Origin of the sequence: Enterococcus sp. RIT-PI-f (assembly GCF_001297065.1) — a bacterium.
Lineage (GTDB): Bacteria > Bacillota > Bacilli > Lactobacillales > Enterococcaceae > Enterococcus_D.
Genome location: NZ_LHOX01000004.1, coordinates 1 through 16,336, shown reverse-complemented (window position 1 = coordinate 16,336; position 16,336 = coordinate 1). Strand labels below are relative to the sequence as shown.

General features: G+C 42.0%; 16 protein-coding genes and 1 rRNA gene. 1 reads left to right on the top strand and 16 read right to left on the bottom strand.

The annotated features are described in order from the left end of the window. Window positions 1–225 precede the first annotated feature (225 nt). The 11 genes from ahpF to AEQ18_RS01230 all read right to left on the bottom strand — a co-directional run bounded on the left by ahpF (window position 226) and on the right by AEQ18_RS01230 (window position 11,018). Window positions 226–1,755 (bottom strand): alkyl hydroperoxide reductase subunit F, encoded by a 1,530-nt coding sequence (gene ahpF, locus AEQ18_RS01280; protein WP_054114560.1) that lies wholly within the window; start codon window positions 1,753–1,755, stop codon window positions 226–228. Between the two features lie 9 nt (window positions 1,756–1,764). Further along, a complete protein-coding gene (ahpC, locus tag AEQ18_RS01275; RefSeq protein WP_054114559.1) occupies window positions 1,765–2,328 on the bottom strand; it encodes an alkyl hydroperoxide reductase subunit C in 564 nt (187 codons plus the stop codon). Window positions 2,329–2,609: 281 nt separating this feature from the next. Beyond that, entirely contained in the window at window positions 2,610–2,819 is a 210-nt protein-coding gene (locus AEQ18_RS01270) for a hypothetical protein (protein ID WP_054114558.1), read from the bottom strand. Window positions 2,820–2,946: 127 nt separating this feature from the next. Further along, window positions 2,947–3,912: a permease prefix domain 1-containing protein gene (locus AEQ18_RS01265; RefSeq protein ID WP_054114557.1), complete on the bottom strand. Its 966-nt coding sequence runs from the start codon at window positions 3,910–3,912 to the stop codon at window positions 2,947–2,949. Next, window positions 3,909–4,241: a PadR family transcriptional regulator gene (locus tag AEQ18_RS01260; protein WP_054114556.1), complete on the bottom strand. Its 333-nt coding sequence runs from the start codon at window positions 4,239–4,241 to the stop codon at window positions 3,909–3,911. Before AEQ18_RS01260 ends, AEQ18_RS01265 begins: the two co-directional genes overlap by 4 nt. 160 nt (window positions 4,242–4,401) lie before the next feature. Continuing rightward, entirely contained in the window at window positions 4,402–5,382 is a 981-nt protein-coding gene (locus AEQ18_RS01255; RefSeq protein ID WP_054114555.1) for a siderophore ABC transporter substrate-binding protein, read from the bottom strand. A 20-nt stretch (window positions 5,383–5,402) separates the two neighbouring features. Further along, window positions 5,403–6,161, bottom strand: coding sequence for an iron ABC transporter ATP-binding protein (locus tag AEQ18_RS01250; protein WP_054114554.1), 759 nt, complete (start codon window positions 6,159–6,161; stop codon window positions 5,403–5,405). Further along, window positions 6,158–7,102: an iron chelate uptake ABC transporter family permease subunit gene (locus AEQ18_RS01245; protein WP_054114553.1), complete on the bottom strand. Its 945-nt coding sequence runs from the start codon at window positions 7,100–7,102 to the stop codon at window positions 6,158–6,160. The genes AEQ18_RS01250 and AEQ18_RS01245 overlap by 4 nt, the downstream gene beginning before the upstream one ends. Further along, the gene (locus tag AEQ18_RS01240) at window positions 7,099–8,046 is read right to left on the bottom strand and encodes an iron chelate uptake ABC transporter family permease subunit (RefSeq protein WP_054114552.1); all 948 of its coding nucleotides are present in this window, start codon (window positions 8,044–8,046) and stop codon (window positions 7,099–7,101) included. Before AEQ18_RS01240 ends, AEQ18_RS01245 begins: the two co-directional genes overlap by 4 nt. A 153-nt stretch (window positions 8,047–8,199) precedes the next feature. After that, window positions 8,200–9,564, bottom strand: a complete 1,365-nt coding sequence (locus AEQ18_RS01235; protein ID WP_054114551.1) for an FAD-dependent oxidoreductase — start codon at window positions 9,562–9,564, stop codon at window positions 8,200–8,202. Next, window positions 9,561–11,018, bottom strand: coding sequence for a helix-turn-helix domain-containing protein (locus AEQ18_RS01230; RefSeq protein ID WP_054114609.1), 1,458 nt, complete (start codon window positions 11,016–11,018; stop codon window positions 9,561–9,563). The genes AEQ18_RS01235 and AEQ18_RS01230 overlap by 4 nt, the downstream gene beginning before the upstream one ends. A gap of 154 nt (window positions 11,019–11,172) precedes the next feature. On the opposite strand from AEQ18_RS01230, the gene AEQ18_RS01225 reads away from it, so the two are divergent. After that, window positions 11,173–12,276, top strand: a complete 1,104-nt coding sequence (locus tag AEQ18_RS01225; protein ID WP_054114550.1) for an SLC13 family permease — start codon at window positions 11,173–11,175, stop codon at window positions 12,274–12,276. On the opposite strand, the gene AEQ18_RS01220 is transcribed toward AEQ18_RS01225, so the two are convergent. The 5 genes from AEQ18_RS01220 to rrf all read right to left on the bottom strand — a co-directional run bounded on the left by AEQ18_RS01220 (window position 12,261) and on the right by rrf (window position 16,325). Next, on the bottom strand, window positions 12,261–13,004 hold the full coding sequence (locus AEQ18_RS01220; RefSeq protein WP_054114549.1) for a class I SAM-dependent methyltransferase: 744 nt from the start codon (window positions 13,002–13,004) through the stop codon (window positions 12,261–12,263). The two genes, AEQ18_RS01225 and AEQ18_RS01220, sit on opposite strands and share 16 nt — an antisense overlap. Continuing rightward, window positions 13,004–14,005: a zinc-binding alcohol dehydrogenase family protein gene (locus AEQ18_RS01215; protein ID WP_054114548.1), complete on the bottom strand. Its 1,002-nt coding sequence runs from the start codon at window positions 14,003–14,005 to the stop codon at window positions 13,004–13,006. Before AEQ18_RS01215 ends, AEQ18_RS01220 begins: the two co-directional genes overlap by 1 nt. 78 nt (window positions 14,006–14,083) lie before the next feature. Further along, window positions 14,084–15,001, bottom strand: coding sequence for a hypothetical protein (locus AEQ18_RS01210; protein ID WP_152911859.1), 918 nt, complete (start codon window positions 14,999–15,001; stop codon window positions 14,084–14,086). Window positions 15,002–15,107: 106 nt separating this feature from the next. Further along, the gene (locus AEQ18_RS01205) at window positions 15,108–16,004 is read right to left on the bottom strand and encodes a hypothetical protein (RefSeq protein WP_054114546.1); all 897 of its coding nucleotides are present in this window, start codon (window positions 16,002–16,004) and stop codon (window positions 15,108–15,110) included. A 205-nt stretch (window positions 16,005–16,209) separates the two neighbouring features. After that, window positions 16,210–16,325, bottom strand: a 5S ribosomal RNA gene (gene rrf, locus AEQ18_RS01200). Between the last annotated feature and the right edge of the window lie 11 nt (window positions 16,326–16,336).

Genomic DNA, 16,336 nt, shown 5'->3' with positions numbered 1-16,336 from the left:
GTATCGGTATCTGCAGGCACAACAAATAAACATACTTTATTTCGTTTATTTGTTTAAATTGTCTGATTAGATACCGTAGACACTCATAACATACCTCTTTCGCTTTTTGAACGTGTTTTATTGATTGTAAACGAAACCACTGACACTTGTCAACATTTGGCTTGGACCTGCAAATCAAAAACACCAAAGTCAGATCACTTTGGTGTTTTTATCAAATAAGTTGGCTTACGAGCGAATCAAATGATCGAAAGCACCTAATGCTGCAGTGGCACCAGATCCCATTGAAATAATGATTTGCTTGTAGGCACTATCTGTACAATCACCGGCAGCAAAAACCCCTTCAATGTTGGTGGCGCCTTGTTTGTCGACAACAATTTCATTCCGCTGATTCAAGACGATCCGGTCTTGCAACCATTCTGTATTGGGCATCAAGCCAATCAAGATAAAGACCCCTTCAACAGCCAATGTGAATTCACCGTTTGACGCACGATCCGTATAAGTCAACTGCTCTACGTGATCTGATCCAGTGATTTCTTTGGTTGCCGCGTTTGTAATAACAGTGACGTTGTCTAATGTCTGCAATCTCTTTTGCAAGACCAAATCAGCTTTCAACTCTGGCAAGAATTCCAATACATAGACATGCTTTGCCATCCCTGCTAAGTCGATCGCTGCTTCAATACCGGAGTTTCCGCCGCCGATGACTGCTACTTCTTTTCCAGCAAATAGTGGGCCATCGCAATGAGGGCAGTAAGCGACCCCTTTGTTTTTGAATTCTTTCTCACCTGGTACATTGATATTGCGCCAACGGGCACCTGTGGCCAAGATGGCTGTTTTGGTTTGTAAAACAGCACCATTTTCTAATTCTACTTCAACAAATTCATTGCGGCGGATATCTTTGGCACGCTGGCCTTTCATCACATCGACTTGATACTCATTGACATGGTCTTCCACTTGACGCATCAATTTAGGTCCTTCGGTATACAAGGTGCCGATCATATTTTCGATCCCAAGTGTTTCCATCACCTGTCCGCCGAAAGTTTCAGCCACCATACCGGTTTTGATTCCTTTACGCGCTGCATATACCGCTGCACTTCCACCAGCAGGTCCGCCACCGACCACAAGGACATCAAATACTTCTTTATCCGTAAAGGCTTCTTTACTGGTTGGCCCAGCTGCTTTTTCTAATAATTGTTCAATCGTTTGGCGACCGCTGGCAAATTCTTCATTGTCTAAAAAGACCGTTGGTACAGCCATGATTTTCTTTTGATCGATTTCATCTTTGAACATACCGCCTTCGATCATTGTATGACGAATATTCGGATTCAAGACGGCCATGATATTCAATGCTTGTACAACATCCGGACAGTTATGACAAGTCAAACTAACATAGGTTTCAAAGTAAAGCGGCCGATCAATGGCTTTGATCCGCTTTTGCAATGCCGCATCAATTTTCGGCGGACGACCGCTGACTTGCAGCAATGCCAGAATAAATGATGTGAATTCATGCCCAAGAGGTAATCCAGCAAAAACGATGCCACTGGTCTTTCCTGGTTGTTCGATGGAAAAACTCGGTGTCCGTTCCAAACTTTGTTCTTGCATCGAGATTTTTGGCGACATTTCAGCGATTTCAGTTAAAAAATCCCGTACTTTTGCCGAGCCTTCATCTGCGCCTAACGAAGCTGTAAAGACAACATCCGCTTCTAGCATCGCCAAATATTGAGTTAATTGATCTTTGATCCCTTTATCTAATCCCATGTGTGCCTCCTATATTTTCCCTACTAGGTCCAAACTAGGTGTAAGTGTATCTTCGCCTTCTTTCCACTTGGCTGGACATACTTCCCCTGGATGGGTGCGTACATATTGCGCTGCACGGATCTTATCGATCAATCCGCTTGCATCGCGGCCAATCCCATCAGCATTGATTTCCACTGTTTGAACGACACCATCAGGATCGATAATGAACGTGCCCCGTTGTGACAAGCCAGAAGCTTCATCCAGCACATCAAAGATCTCTGAGATCACATGAGAAGGATCTGCGATCATGATGTATTCGATTTTGTTGATTGCGTCAGAATGATCATGCCACGCTTTATGGACATAATGGGTATCAGTTGAAACTGAGTAAACTTCAGTACCCAATTCTTTCAATGCATGATATTGATCTTGCAAGTCTTCCAATTCTGTTGGACATACAAAAGAGAAATCCGCTGGGTAGAAGCAGACAACATTCCATTTCCCTTTGAAATCTTCAGATGAAACATCGATAAATTTACCTTCGTGATAAGCTTGCGCTTCGAATGAACCAATTTCTTTTCCAATTAATGACATTACATTTCCTCCAATTAGAATTATTATTTGAGAATAATCTCTATTAATTATTAGACTAATTCACCGAAAATTGCAATAGTTCTCGCAGAATTCCTTTATTTAAATTATTTTCTCCTCATAAATAAGCATTTTCCTTTTACTCTCCTGAAAAATATTATATGATTTTTGACTGACCTTTATTAAGGACGTTATTTTAATCTTCTCTGCATTCTCATTTACCATCTTGATTCTCAATTACAAAAAAGACCCGCTTCCTTATTTTTCGGAAACGGATCATCTATTTATTTAGTTTGCGTCGTTAAGAAATGGAACAATCCACCAATCGTCGCCTCTGGTAATTCTAAAACCGTACCATCCAGACGAGCTTCTTCCACTAGATAATGATCTTGAAATGGTGGGACCTCTAAATATTGACTGGCCAAAAATGCTTTGGCATCCTCATATTGGGCGGTTTCTTTACTGCCATTTTTTACATAGTGTATCTCTAACATGATTTTTTGCCTCTTTCCTTGTTTCCCACGAGCGGATCAAAATGCTTGACCATTCTCATGTACACTGTGATTATAAACCTGCTATCACGAGATGTAAAGAAACCTTGCTTGCCAAAAGGATGTTTCTTTAGTTGCGTTTTCGATTCACTTGCGCCAAAAAGAAATCTTGTAAAATGCCCCCTACAACGAAAATCAGCCAAGAACAGGCCCAAGCATGAAATACAAATGACCACATAAAATATACCACCAAAATCACTGGCCAATAGACCGTATGAAAGAAAACAACTTTCCCTGCTGCATCCCCGTATTTATGCTTGGTTGCTCTTGTGCCTGGATGATCTTCATCTCGAATAAAATAGGTTTCATTGACTAATTTTGCATAACCTGAGCGAATCACACTGACGTAAACAATGAAGAAGACCCCGACAGCCACCATCAATAAAAATAGCGCAACACCAAAAGGCATATCATAATAAAAGATACTACTCATCAAGACAGGGGCCAAAGAGAAAATACACAAACCGATCCCCAAGACCAAACCAATCCGAAAACTTTTTTCGTAGTCTTCCAATTGCTGCCGTGCAATGTGCTTGATCGTTTTTGAGATAAAGCGATCATCCATTTTCTTGCGACTCGCTGCATATTTTAAAGCAGCAGATAGGATGAACCCTACACCGAGTGCGCCAAAAACCAACATCATCAAGACCCCCAAAGCGCCAGAGCCTTGCCCTAACAAAAATGACATAATAGCAAGGGAGGCAATACATAGACCAATGCCTGTTGAGACGTATAATGCAAAATAGCGTACTGTCTGCCAATAATCAAAAGATTCTTCTTCGCTGAGAGCATCTTCCCAGTCCTCATCCTCCTGAGATGCTTCAGATGAAATGTCCAATGCCTGTAAGAGTTCATCCACAGAGCCAAATTCGCTGATGACTGCACCGATCGCTTCATGTTCGCTTTTTCCTTGACTGATCAATTCATGGTAATGGTCCTCCATGATCGCGGATAAATCTTCTTTGGCTTTTCTCGTTTCAGGTGTGATTGGCACGTTCAAGAATAAACTGTCTAAATAGTCATGTATGGTTTTCATTTTGCTCCTCCTTGTAAGAACTGGTCAACGACGATTTTGGTCTGTTGCCATTCTGTTCGTTTCTCTTTCAATAACTGCTTGCCTGCGGCCGTGATCTGATAATAGGTCCTTTTCTTGCCATGGGTCACTTCACCTGGATATGAACGGATCAGGCCTTGCTTTTCCAAGCGGGTAAAGGCAGAGTATAGCGTGGTTTCTTTGATGACATAGACGCCATCTGTTCCTTCTCGGATCTGTTTAGAAATCGCATAGCCATATGAATCTTCTTTTGCAAGAATAGATAGAATGATCGCATCATTGTATCCCCGAATCCCGTCACTCGAAATCATACGATCCCTCCTCAATTACTGCATCTGTCGTACTAATTATAAAACAATTACTACGACAGGTAAAGTAAACTTGCTAAAATTTACCAATATCGGTCTAAGGTCTTACTTGAATACAAAAAAAAGAAGTGACCTGTCATCACTTCTTTTTGCTTTGATTTACTTATTCAACAGCTGGTTGGACATCCGCCAGCATTCGTTCAATTGATTCGATCCCTGATCCTGCTAAATACCAAACCGCCGCATCCAACTCAATGATATGATCATTTTGACCAGCAGTCGTTTCTTGCACGATCTCGTTACTGATAAAAGCAGATTGCGATTCCTCGCCGCCAATTGCTTGCGTGCGGTCCACAACAAAAATCAGATCTGGATTTTTTTCTAACAAAAATTCATACGAGATGCTTTCTCCATGGGTTGATGCCTCCAACGTATCATCCACTGGAATGAAGCCGAAAGTATCATACAAAATACTATAACGAGAACCTGGACCAAATGCAGACAAATTGCCTTCATTGACCATCACGATAAGCGCCGTTAACTCGCTTTCTTCGGCACTGGCATGCAAGGTGTCGATTTGGCTTTGCAAATCAGCCATCTGACGCTGCGCTTCTTCTTCTTTGCCAAAGATTTCTGCCAGTGTTTGGATATTGCTTTCGATCGAAGTCCAAGTATCATCATTGTCCACAGAGAGAAAGATCGTTGGTGCAATCGCCGCTAACTCGTCTTGATAGTCTCTTTGACGGCCAGAAATGATGATCAAGTCCGGCTGCAGCTGATTGATTTTTTCTAAATCAGGTTCTTTGATGCCGCCTGCGGATTCCACCGTTTCAAATGCAGATAGATACGCGGGCAAATTGCTGGTAGCAGCACCCACCACTCGATCACCGACGCCCAGCACATTCATGGTATCTAAAGCACTGTTATCGAAAACCACGACTTTTTCTGGCTGATAGGGTACAGTCACCTTGCCATTGCTGTCTGTCACTTCGATGTCAGTAGGTGTGTCGTCTTCCGTAGACACCTCTGATTGTGCAGCTGTTGATGCTGCTGTTTGACTCTCTTCTTGTGTTGTACTGCTTCCGCAAGCAGCCAACCCCAAAAACATCCCGATCGTGATTACGCCTATAACTATTTTCTTCATTGTATCCTCCTAAAATTTTTTTATGTGAAGGGGTAGCAAAAATAACTGCCCTCCACCGGTACCAATTTGATAGGTAATTCATATAATTCAGACAACAGAGATTCTTGGATGATCTCTTTTGTGCTGCCAGCACGCAAGACTTGGCCGTCTTTCATGGCAACGATATAGTCTGCATAGCGTGCCGCATAATTGATGTCGTGTAACACGATCACCACCGTTTTCTTTTCTGATTGCACCAACTCGGTCAAATGATTCATGAGCTGGGTCGCATGTTTTAAGTCTAAATTGTTCAAAGGCTCGTCTAGCAAGATATAATCGGTTTCCTGCGCTAAAACCATCGCCAAGTAGACCCGTTGCAATTGTCCGCCGGATAGCGCATGGATCGACCGCTCTTTGAAATCTGCCAGTCCCACTTTGTGGATTGCTGAAGCAATGATCTGTTCATCTGCAACGGTTTGGCGTCCGCGGTTATAAGGATAACGGCCAAAAGCCACGAGTTCTTCAACGGTCAAGTGCACACCATATTGATTGCTCTGCTGCAGATAGGCCAACTTTCGCGCCAATTCTTTCCCGGGCCATTGTTTTAACTCTCTGCCGTCCAGATAAATGGCGCCTGTCCGTTCATTTAGCACGCGGCTAAGCAGAGATAGCAAGGTGCTTTTGCCGGCACCATTGGGTCCAATCAAGGCAATCAGCTGTCCTTCTGGCAATGTCAGATCACAGGCTTTGATGATTGGCGTTTTCCCATATGATTGATGGAGATTTACTGTTTCGATCATCCTTTTTTCCTTTCCAGAATCAATTTCGATATAAAGAACAGACCGCCTAAAAATTGGATCACAGTATTGACTGTGATCGTCCAACCAAAGACTTGTTCTACAAAAAATTGCCCAAAGACCAGCAACAAAAAGGCGATTAGCGTGCCGCCAAGAAAAAGCCATCCGTGGCGAAAAGTTGGTATGACTTGATAAGTGATGGTCACGACCACGAATCCTAAAAAGACGGTCGGACCAACCAATGCTGAGGCGGTTCCGGTGAGCAGAGCAATCAAAAACAACAGCAAGCGATGCACGAAAGGTACTGGTATCCCCAAGCTCACAGATTGTCGACTGCCTAAATGAAGGACATTCAGTTCAGGAATCAAAAAGACCAGACAAAGACTGCCCAGTAAGATGATGCCGGCTGCCCATAGCAAATGCTGTGTATGAATGTGATTAAAGCTGGCAAACAACCGGCCTTGAAGCATATCGTATTCATTTGGGTCCATCAAGACTTGCAAAAAAGTACTATAACTGCTGAACATCGTGCCGCAGATCATGCCCGCCATCAATAATAAAAACAAATGATGGCCTTTATTCTGATAAAAAAATCCAATCAGCAGACAGCCCAAGAGCGCTGTGGCCAAGATTGACAACAAAAACATCGTTGTCGTTTCCTGACTGAGTATTTGAATGCCCCCTACCAAGAAAAACGACAGGGTCTGGATCAGAACATATAATTGATCTAATCCTAGAATGCCAGGGGTCAAATAACGGTTTTGCGTCATCGTCTGCAACGCAAACGTACTGAATGAACTAGCGATCGCTACAAGTCCAAAGGCCAGCAAGCGTCTGCCCCGTAACGCGAAAGCAAAAGACCAGTTGCCATATGTGTTATAGGTTAAATAAGCAAGGACTGCACATAGGCTCAAAAGGAACAAACTCCCCACTTTTACTTTCATCGTATCTGCCTCCAAAATAATAAACCTAATAATAAGCTGCCGCCAATCATGCCCGCAATCACGCTGACAGGCATTTCATACGGTGCAATAACGGTTCTGGCTAAAAGATCACAGATCAGCAAAAAACTACTTCCTGCAAAACAAGTCAACCACAAATTGTTCTTTAAATGATCGCCAAAGAATATGCCAATCATATTTGGTACCACGATCCCTAAGAAAGGCAACTGTCCCACCATCAACAAAACAATACTGCTGGCAAAGGCTACTAAGCCTAGAACGAACATCCGCAAGAAGCCATAATTGATACCTAAACTACGTGCAACATCTTCTCCCAACCCGGCAATCGTGATTTCATAGGTCACAAAATATAAGAGAAAGAATACAGGGATGATGAGATATAACCATTCATATTGGCCGACTGTGATTGTGGCAAAATTGCCTTGCAGCCATGAAGATACATTTTGGACTAATTGATAACGATAGGCCAAGAAGCCGCTGACTGCCCCAATGATATTGCCAAACATCACCCCAGCCAATGGCAGCATCATGGGGTTGTCTTTCGGCAATAATCGGCTGATCGATAGAAACAGCAAGACACCAAGATAGGCAAACAAAGCAGCCACTGCCGTCCGCAGTAAAACCGAGCCATTCGGCAAAAACAACATAACCATCAAAATGCCCAATCTGGCACTATCACTTAGTCCTACTGCTTCAGCTGCCACAAATTTATTTTGCAGTAAATGCTGCATGACCTTGCCGCAAAGACTCACTATGCTCCCGGCAATCACTAAACTGATCGTTCGTGGCAGTCTGATTTTGACCAGAACCATCCATGCTTCCGGTACCCCTGCCAGCAATCCAGCTATTGAAAGCTCGTGGGTGCCAACAAATAACGAGGTGATCATTAAGATGCAAAACAGCAGAAATACGCTGATTCTTTTCATTTTTTCCTCCAAAATCTAATTGATAACGATTCTCATTCTCTATATAAGGGTACTTGATAATGAAAAAAATCACAAGCATTTTTTGCATAAAAAAAATAAACCTACAAAAAACGTAGGTTTACATCGCTATCCGTATTTTAAAATAACTGTGCATTATTTGATCAGCGCATCGATGGCCAGTTGGTTTAAAAAATGTAATGGAAATGAGATCGTTGGATTAAAAAAGTAGTCCATGGTCGCCAATTGCTGCAATGTTGCTTCACTATGGATCAAAGTGGAAATCGTATTGATGATCTCCAAACTACCGCGATCACTCGTAATGATCTGCCCACCCATAATCACTTGGCTCTCTCGATCATAGATCAGTTTCAGCGTGACTTCGAAGTTTTCTTCCCGGGTAAAAAAAGTACGGGAATGAAAGGTTTTGGTCACAGAATCAACCTGAAAGCCATAATATGGTGCTTCCGTTTCATTGATACCAGAGCTGCTGACATAATAACCAAATAATTTACTCACCACTGTTCGCTGCATTTTAGGAAATGGGATCTTGGCGGTGCCATTTACAGCTGCCAACAGATTGGTTGCTGCGATGATTCCCGTCCGATAGGCGTTTGTGACTAGAGGGATATACAAAGAACTATCAGAATGATTGAAAGGGATCGACACCAAATCGCCAATCGCATAGATCGACGGATCAGATGTTTGCAAATAATCATCCGTCCGAATAGTCCCATCTAGATTAAGGGTCAGAAATTCCTCCACCAAAGCAACATTTGGACGGGGATTGACCGCGTAGACAACGATGTCCGCAGAAATTTCCTTACCGTTGGACAACAAGAGTCCTGTGTAATTCCCCGCTGCATCTTTCTTGGTATGGGCGACATTGCTATTCAAATAAATGCGCAGATTTTCAGGAAAACGCGCCATCAAAATTTCAGCGATTTCCTGATCGAAATAGCGAAATAACAACGTATCCATCCGGTCAATCAAATGAACTTCCTTATGCTGTCCGCTTAATGACTCAGCCAACTCGAAGCCAATCAATCCAGCACCGACGATGGCCACCGTTTTGGCCGATTGAATCTTAGCCAATGCATGACGTGACTGTCCAATCGTTTTATAGGTGGTGATCTGTGCTTCAACATCTTCTGCAAATTCCGTCCGAAACGTACTAGAACCCATCGCCAAAATCAAGCCATCGTAGGCGACTTCATCTTCTTGCACAAAAGATGCTGTCGACGTCTTGAATTGAACCACTTTACGCGCAGGATGAATCGCAATGACTTCACTATTGAGCATCACATTGATCCCTTCTGACAACAGTTCGCTCGCTGTCGCGGTTCTAGAGTCTTGCAACTGCTCGATATACCCTTCCAAGACTAGATTCAAGCTGCTCGCAATGTAGCCTAGAACACTCGATTTTTCAATGATGATCACATCTACTTTGGGATTTGCTTTTTTTAAATGCCGTGCTGCTGCTAACCCTGCATGAGAGCCCCCGATTATTACTATTCTCATACTCTTTCCAACTCACTTTCAAGGTTATTTCTTCTGATTTCTTCAACGATCGTATGCAATCGTGCTTCTTCAAACGGATTGGCACCGCCTGTCAAGATCATTTGCTTTTTGTAGTGATAACCTTCTGCTATCTCTGGATGATCGACAATCAATAGATCATAGACTACTGTTGGCGCTTCTTCAAAATGTATATTGGGATAGCCAGCCAATTCCTTGATCAAAAAGCGCCGCAAGAATGCACTGCGCAGTTGAGATTGGGATAGCAAGATCCCCACAATAAATTTTTGTTCTTGCTTCACTTGCAGCCAATCCTGTACCAGCAACAATTCATTCACTAAATGCTGAATCTTCTCTGCTGAATAGACTTGCCCTGATTGTTTGGCCAATGCAGCAATCGCTTGCTGACTCGTGGTCAAATCATGTGTATTCGAGACCGTTTCAGGCTGTAATTCAGCAAAGGCAACAATTGATCCTTGCTGATAGATCGACTGGACACTGATTGTTGTTAGCATCGAAAATAGGGCTTCTTCCTGGTGGCGTCCCGGTGTCATGTCATTCAACGCTTGCAACAATACTGTGTTGCTCTTGCTGATTTGGGACCAAAAAAAATGAGCACTATCTGTGTCAGGAAGGGCTGGGACGATGATGCCCTCTGCCAATAAAAACAAATACAAATAAAGGGTTTCGTAGTCACTCCAAGAAACGGCAAACCGACTTAAATAACGACCCATCACATTTCTAAGCACTTGAAAATCCGCATCATTTTCCAGTGATTTTAAGAGTTCATAGGACCCATCATGTTGTTGCGACCCTCGATAATCGAAACGGGCTTCCATCAAACCAAACCACAAACTCAGTCTTGCTGCCTGACCCTTTGATAACTTGATGGCCAATTGGCCCTCGATCACACGAATCAGATTATCCGTACTGGCCCGTGAAAAATGACTTTTTATTTTGGCTGCAGGATAACTTTCTGCGAAGAATTGAAAAAAGAAGAAACGAATTTGACGTTCATCCCCTACCAACTTCTTGTTCTTCAATTGAATCTCAAATTCGGATAATAACGTATTGATCGTTTTGAAATGACGAAAAAGCGACGCTTCACTCAGCACCAATTCCAGCATCATTTTGGTCGTCGATTCTTCTCGATGAAAAAACACATAGGATAAAATTTTAAAATCGATGGCTTCTGATAAATATTGGTACAAAAATTCTCGTAAATCAAAATCTACTGGGAGCGTCAAATGGACACGATCATTTTCCCCATTGCTGATCATCGCATCTTGATGAAACGTTTGTAAAGAGGCAGCAAGATTTTGCATTTCTTTTTGCACTGTAGGCGCAGACACAGATAATTTTTTGGCGATTTTTTTATAGGAAATCTCTGAACCTTCTCGAAAAAACATCGCCAAGATCTGGAAATGGACCTGCTGATTTTTTTCAAGTAATTGCATCAAATTCACTGGGGGATCCCTCCTCACGTATGATCGATCGACTCATTGGTTCCATCCTGGTTTTTCCTCTCCATTGTTCATGGGCACAACGCACTTTGTTTTGTTTCTCTGTAGTAGAAATGGTAAAATGCAGGGTGGAGAAAGGTGTGTACAAATGAAAACACGATTGATTGGTTTTTTTAAGAGTGATTTATTATTCACTTTATCATTGATTTTAGCCCTTGTCACCTGTTTGACCGGGCGCTTTAGTTGGTCTTTTATTGATTATAAAGTTATCTTCTCATTATTTGGCTTGATGCTCGTCATCAATGGCTTGGAACACGCTGGCCTACTCCATACATTAGGACAAACTATCCTTCAAAAAAGCCAATATTTAAGAACATTGATTCGCTCGATCGTCCTTTTAAGTTTTTTTAGTTCAATGCTGCTGACCAATGATGTGGCAATTTTGACTTTGCTCCCCATGTATATCATGTTAACGCGTGGCATACAAGAACGCAGTAGTGTACTACTAGGTGCTGTCTACCTGACAGCGGCGGCAAATATGGGCAGTAGCCTATTTCCTTTCGGCAATCCGCAAAATTTGTTTTTATTTTCGTATTATGCGATTCCCTTGCCGCGCTTTTTAGCCACAACTGCTACCTTTGTGGGGCTTTCCTTGCTTGCTTTACTCCTATTGATCCAACTATTGCCGAAAAAACCGTTAACGATCAGAGTAGAACCAGTGATCTTCAAAAAGAAAGAAACAACTGTATATAGTGGCTTGCTGCTTGTGATGATCCTCGGTATTTTTGGCCTATTGCCCATGCCTGCTGCTGTGGGTCTTACTGCTGCTGTGATTTTTTTTCAAAACAAGCAATTATTTGTAAAAGTTGATTATCTGCTGCTGTTGACTTTTGTTTTCTTTTTTCTGATCGTGGGCAACATCCAAGCACAAACTGTGATCATTGATACGATCCAGCCTTACTTTCAAGAAAGTCATCAAGCACTGATCGGCAGTATCTTGTTGTCACAAGTCATTTCCAATGTACCGGCAGCTATCTTGATCGCGCCCTTTACTACCTTGGAAAAAGCGTTATTACTTGGGGTCAATCTTGGAGGTCTCGGTACGTTGATCGCATCATTGGCAAACTTGATTGCTTATAAATTGATCAAACAAGCCTTGCCGCAAGAAACCAAACAGTATCAAAAACGCTTTTACCTTGTGAACACTGCCTTGCTGATCACAGTAGCAGCTGTTGTTTATATACTCTTATGATCAGCAACACATTCATTTCGAACGATTAATAACTCAAAGACGATTTTGGTCGTACTGATACGGTACTGCTTTTGTTCAAATACCTGTTGACAGAGTGTGTCAAGCGTACTCGGTGCATAGTCATCCGCAAAATAAGCCCGAAATGTGGGTTGGTCAATAACTTCCGTGACCACATAGGCAAATTGCTGACTTTTCCATGGAATTTCTGCTTGATCCAGCCATCTTTTATAGGTATTGTTCAATTCAAGTGCATCATTAGCTTCTGCAGGGATTTCAAAGGGCTGAAAAAGATCCTCTGACTCCTCCACCACCCGCAAAATCAACAAGCATGTGGTTTTTTGACAAAAACGCAGCAATGATTCTTCATCGACCAATGCAGGATTCATTGCCATAAAAATACATGAATATACAGTGGGATCAGCAAGGAATGACTGCTGATCTTTTTTTATCCGGATGATTTTTTCTTGTGGATCTGGGACACGTTGACGTATGATGCGCAGCATTTCTTGTGAAAAATCAAGCGCTACATATGTTTGAACAAAAGGATAGAACGCAGCGACGTACTTTCCGCTTCCTGCCGCAAAATCGACGAAGGTGTCAAGCGGCAAGAGGTTTATTTCCCGTAAATAGGCCACCAAGTCTTTGGCAATTGGCAGCTGTGACTCTTCTTGAATCTCAGCGTAGGTATCGGCAAAATCATCCCAGTAAAGCTCCTCGGGTGTAGACATCAAGCAAAGCCTCCAGTGACCACGACTTTACCCGTATGATGGTTTTCTACGAGCGCAGTCGCCTCTTTCAGATGGGGGACCGTTATCCCACCAGTAATTGTTTTGGTTACAGTAGCATGGATGGTTTTATCTGCCAATAATTGCGCAATCTTAGTCAGAATAGCGCCTTGAGAAGCAATATCATGACCGGTATCTGTTTTAGCAAACATATATTCCCAGAAAAAATCGACACATATATTCTTAAATGGATTCAAATCAAGTGGTTTTTCGGTGTTGACGATCATGCCGATTTTACCAAATGGCGCGATTAAATCAATACATTGAGGCAAGTAAGCCGATCCGTCATAGAATAATACGATTGCCTGAAATGTACCCTCGATCTGCTTCTTGAGGGGCTGATGGTGATCGATCGGGAAATCAACACCATTCTGGCGAAGCCATGTCTGGTTTTCTGGACTACTGGTTCCATATACTGTCAAACCAGCCCATTTTGCCAATTGCGCAGCAATTGATCCTACCCCGCCGCTTGCATTCACGATCAAGATCGAACCGGTATTGGCGTTTTCTCTTGGCACAAACCCCATTTTTTCAAATAGCAGCTCCCAAGCAGTGATACTGGTCAACGGCAACGCAGCCAGCGCTTCTTCGGTGACACCCTCTGGCGCTTTGGCTACAATTCTGCTGTCTACCAGCTGATAGTGTTGATTTGCTCCCGAACGATTTGTAGTTCCTGCATAAAATACCCGATCTCCTATAGCGAAACCTGTCACAGATTCACCAACTGCTGTAACCACGCCGCAGGCATCATACCCTTGCACGATAAACTGATCGGACTTTTTGATGCTGGTCCGTCTTTTCACGTCGATTGGGTTGACAGATATTGCTTTTACCTCGACCTGTAAATCCTGAGGGCCTAATGTCGGCAAAGTGATCAATTGTTGCTGGAAAACACCCGGGTCTGACAAAGAACGACCTTCATAAAAACCAATTGCAGTATGCATCAAAAAAACTCCTTTCAAAAAAAAGCCAAAATGGTTATAACAACCATTTTAGCATTTTTCTTCTTATAAGGGCTAAGATTATTTACTAGGTACCACTAATGGAACCAAAAACGCATAGCTGGTAAAGAAATCCAGTAATGACCGTTTCCATTGGTCAGAATCGATCGTTAGCACAGCCGAATTTGGCTGCATATGAATGGTCAATCGTTGATTTTTGTCTAAGAGGATACGTATTTCCCCTAAATTCTCCGTCTGGAAATCATAGTCTTTATTTTCCATTGTGGTAATAAAAATTTGATCCAAGACAGTGTCCCCAACAGGAAAATCTGTTTCCATATCCACCGACAATCGTTGTGTATTGTCGATCAAGCTTGGTGATACAGTAAAGCCTAATTCTTTGATATGGGCTAATATTTGATTGATATCATAGTTGAAGAGTGACAATTGATTGACTGAGAATATATTTTCTGCATGCCATTGGCGAATCAAGTGCAAGATTTGATCATCATTCACTAAGACCGATCGCTGTGCTGAATCAATGGTCAGTAGCGGCAAGTAACTTGATTCATAGGTACTGTTGATTGGATTCAGTTTGAAATACAAGTCAAGCTGCTTTGCTTCCGTCAACTGGAACCTGACATAGAAATGTTTGGTTTGCCATGTGTCATAATTATCTGTCGCGGAGAGCTGAATCGATTTTAGTGGTTTCAAAAATTCATAGGCATAGTATTCCAGCAAAGTTTTCTTGGCAATCGTCGATATGTCTTTTTCGCCTACGATCAAATGCTGATAATGGGTATGTAACCCTTCGAAATCAGATTCCATCATCGATTTGCGTAATTTTAAATCAGCCAATTCTTTTTCAGCTTGGTCGATCAGTGATTCGATCCGTGCGTGATCTTGAGCTTTTGCCTGATAATAGTCATCTTCATGGACTGCGTCTGTATCTTGCGCCCATTGTTGCTCAGATGGATCACTTCGCTGATCCGTTGACACGTCCAAAAGTGTCTCTGGTTCCTCCTGATGCGCATCAATCGCATCTTCAGATGTTTGAGTCTCATCAACTAGATATTCAGTTTCTTCAAGTGAATGTTCATTTTGATTACTCGTAGATTCTTTCGTCAAGTTCATGCAACTCCTTTCCAGTATACCGATTCAAAAAAGTGATCAATTTAGCCGAAAAATCTTCAAAGGAACCGAAGTAAGCATCGATTTGGCGAAATTCTTTTTCTACTATGGCTTTCTTCAAGCGTAAGTTTTGGTATTTTTTTTGCAAACGTTCTTTCTCATGGGTGATTTCTTCTTCATTGTTGGTATATCTTTCCCACTCTTTGCGTTTATCTTCTAAAGCTTTTCGTTCATTGGTCAATTGTTCAAGTTCTTCCTCCACTTTCGTGCGGTTAAAGAAACCTTTTGTTTCAGTCAGCTCATTTTCTGCTGCTGAAACTTGATCGATTTTTTCTTGGATCGTTTTGACTTCAGAAATTGCCGTGATTCGTTTGGCTTCCAATTGATCGATCTGTTTTTCAATCGACGTCAACATTTCCCGATTGCCGCGTTGAAACTTATCCCATTCATCATCGATTTGGGGGATCACAAATATTTCTGGAATACTGGCGTCGATGCCAATCGTCGCACGTTCATGGAAATACGTGCCGATTTTATAATAATGTACGGTTGGTGAAACCTTTTCGCAATGTAGCATGAACGGAAATGTCAGCGTGAAATGATCATGGATCTTCCGCGCCAATAATTCATCTATTTCATGGTTTTGATTTGATGTTTCCTTTAATTGCTTGTGTAGACGACCATTGTAAATTCGGTATATTTCTGGAATATCTTCGTTCTCAATTGCTGTTTCAAAATCTTGGAGATCTTGCAGCATTTGACCAATATTTTTAGAGGCAACATGCTTGATATCGACAAATGTTGCTTCTTCTGAGCTGGAAAAATCTTCATGATCTACTTCAACTTGTTCTTTTTTCCCTTCATCAGTCATATGACCCCTCCTTAAAATACTTCATTACTAGTGTATCATTTTTTACAAAAAAAAGTTATTTTAAGTCATCACTTTTAATAATTTCATGTAATATCTCATTTTTTCCATGTTGATTGGCTTCAAATATAAAGTAGTGTGATTATCTGCTATAGACCATAAAAACAACATAAAAAAAACGTATATCGTGAAATATACGTTTTACATTGCGTGGCGACGTCCTACTCTCACAAAGGGAAACCCTTCACTACAATCGGCGCTAAGAAGCTTAACTTCTGTGTTCGGCATGGTTACAGGTGTATCCTTCTTGCTATCGCCACCACACTATTCAATTG

Bases quoted from the DNA above. Each gene is read 5' to 3' on its own strand.
- ahpC (WP_054114559.1), bottom strand. From the start codon at position 2,328: ATGTCATTAATTGGAAAAGAAATTGGTTCATTCGAAGCGCAAGCTTAT.
- AEQ18_RS01250 (WP_054114554.1), bottom strand. From the start codon at position 6,161: ATGATCGAAACAGTAAATCTCCATCAATCATATGGGAAAACGCCAATC.
- AEQ18_RS01205 (WP_054114546.1), bottom strand. From the start codon at position 16,004: ATGACTGATGAAGGGAAAAAAGAACAAGTTGAAGTAGATCATGAAGAT.
- AEQ18_RS01230 (WP_054114609.1), bottom strand. From the start codon at position 11,018: ATGCAATTACTTGAAAAAAATCAGCAGGTCCATTTCCAGATCTTGGCG.
- AEQ18_RS01225 (WP_054114550.1), top strand. From the start codon at position 11,173: ATGAAAACACGATTGATTGGTTTTTTTAAGAGTGATTTATTATTCACT.
- AEQ18_RS01255 (WP_054114555.1), bottom strand. From the start codon at position 5,382: ATGAAGAAAATAGTTATAGGCGTAATCACGATCGGGATGTTTTTGGGG.
- AEQ18_RS01240 (WP_054114552.1), bottom strand. From the start codon at position 8,046: ATGAAAAGAATCAGCGTATTTCTGCTGTTTTGCATCTTAATGATCACC.
- ahpF (WP_054114560.1), bottom strand. From the start codon at position 1,755: ATGGGATTAGATAAAGGGATCAAAGATCAATTAACTCAATATTTGGCG.
- AEQ18_RS01245 (WP_054114553.1), bottom strand. From the start codon at position 7,102: ATGAAAGTAAAAGTGGGGAGTTTGTTCCTTTTGAGCCTATGTGCAGTC.
- AEQ18_RS01220 (WP_054114549.1), bottom strand. From the start codon at position 13,004: ATGTCTACACCCGAGGAGCTTTACTGGGATGATTTTGCCGATACCTAC.
- AEQ18_RS01235 (WP_054114551.1), bottom strand. From the start codon at position 9,564: ATGAGAATAGTAATAATCGGGGGCTCTCATGCAGGGTTAGCAGCAGCA.
- AEQ18_RS01260 (WP_054114556.1), bottom strand. From the start codon at position 4,241: ATGATTTCGAGTGACGGGATTCGGGGATACAATGATGCGATCATTCTA.
- AEQ18_RS01215 (WP_054114548.1), bottom strand. From the start codon at position 14,005: ATGCATACTGCAATTGGTTTTTATGAAGGTCGTTCTTTGTCAGACCCG.
- AEQ18_RS01265 (WP_054114557.1), bottom strand. From the start codon at position 3,912: ATGAAAACCATACATGACTATTTAGACAGTTTATTCTTGAACGTGCCA.
- AEQ18_RS01270 (WP_054114558.1), bottom strand. From the start codon at position 2,819: ATGTTAGAGATACACTATGTAAAAAATGGCAGTAAAGAAACCGCCCAA.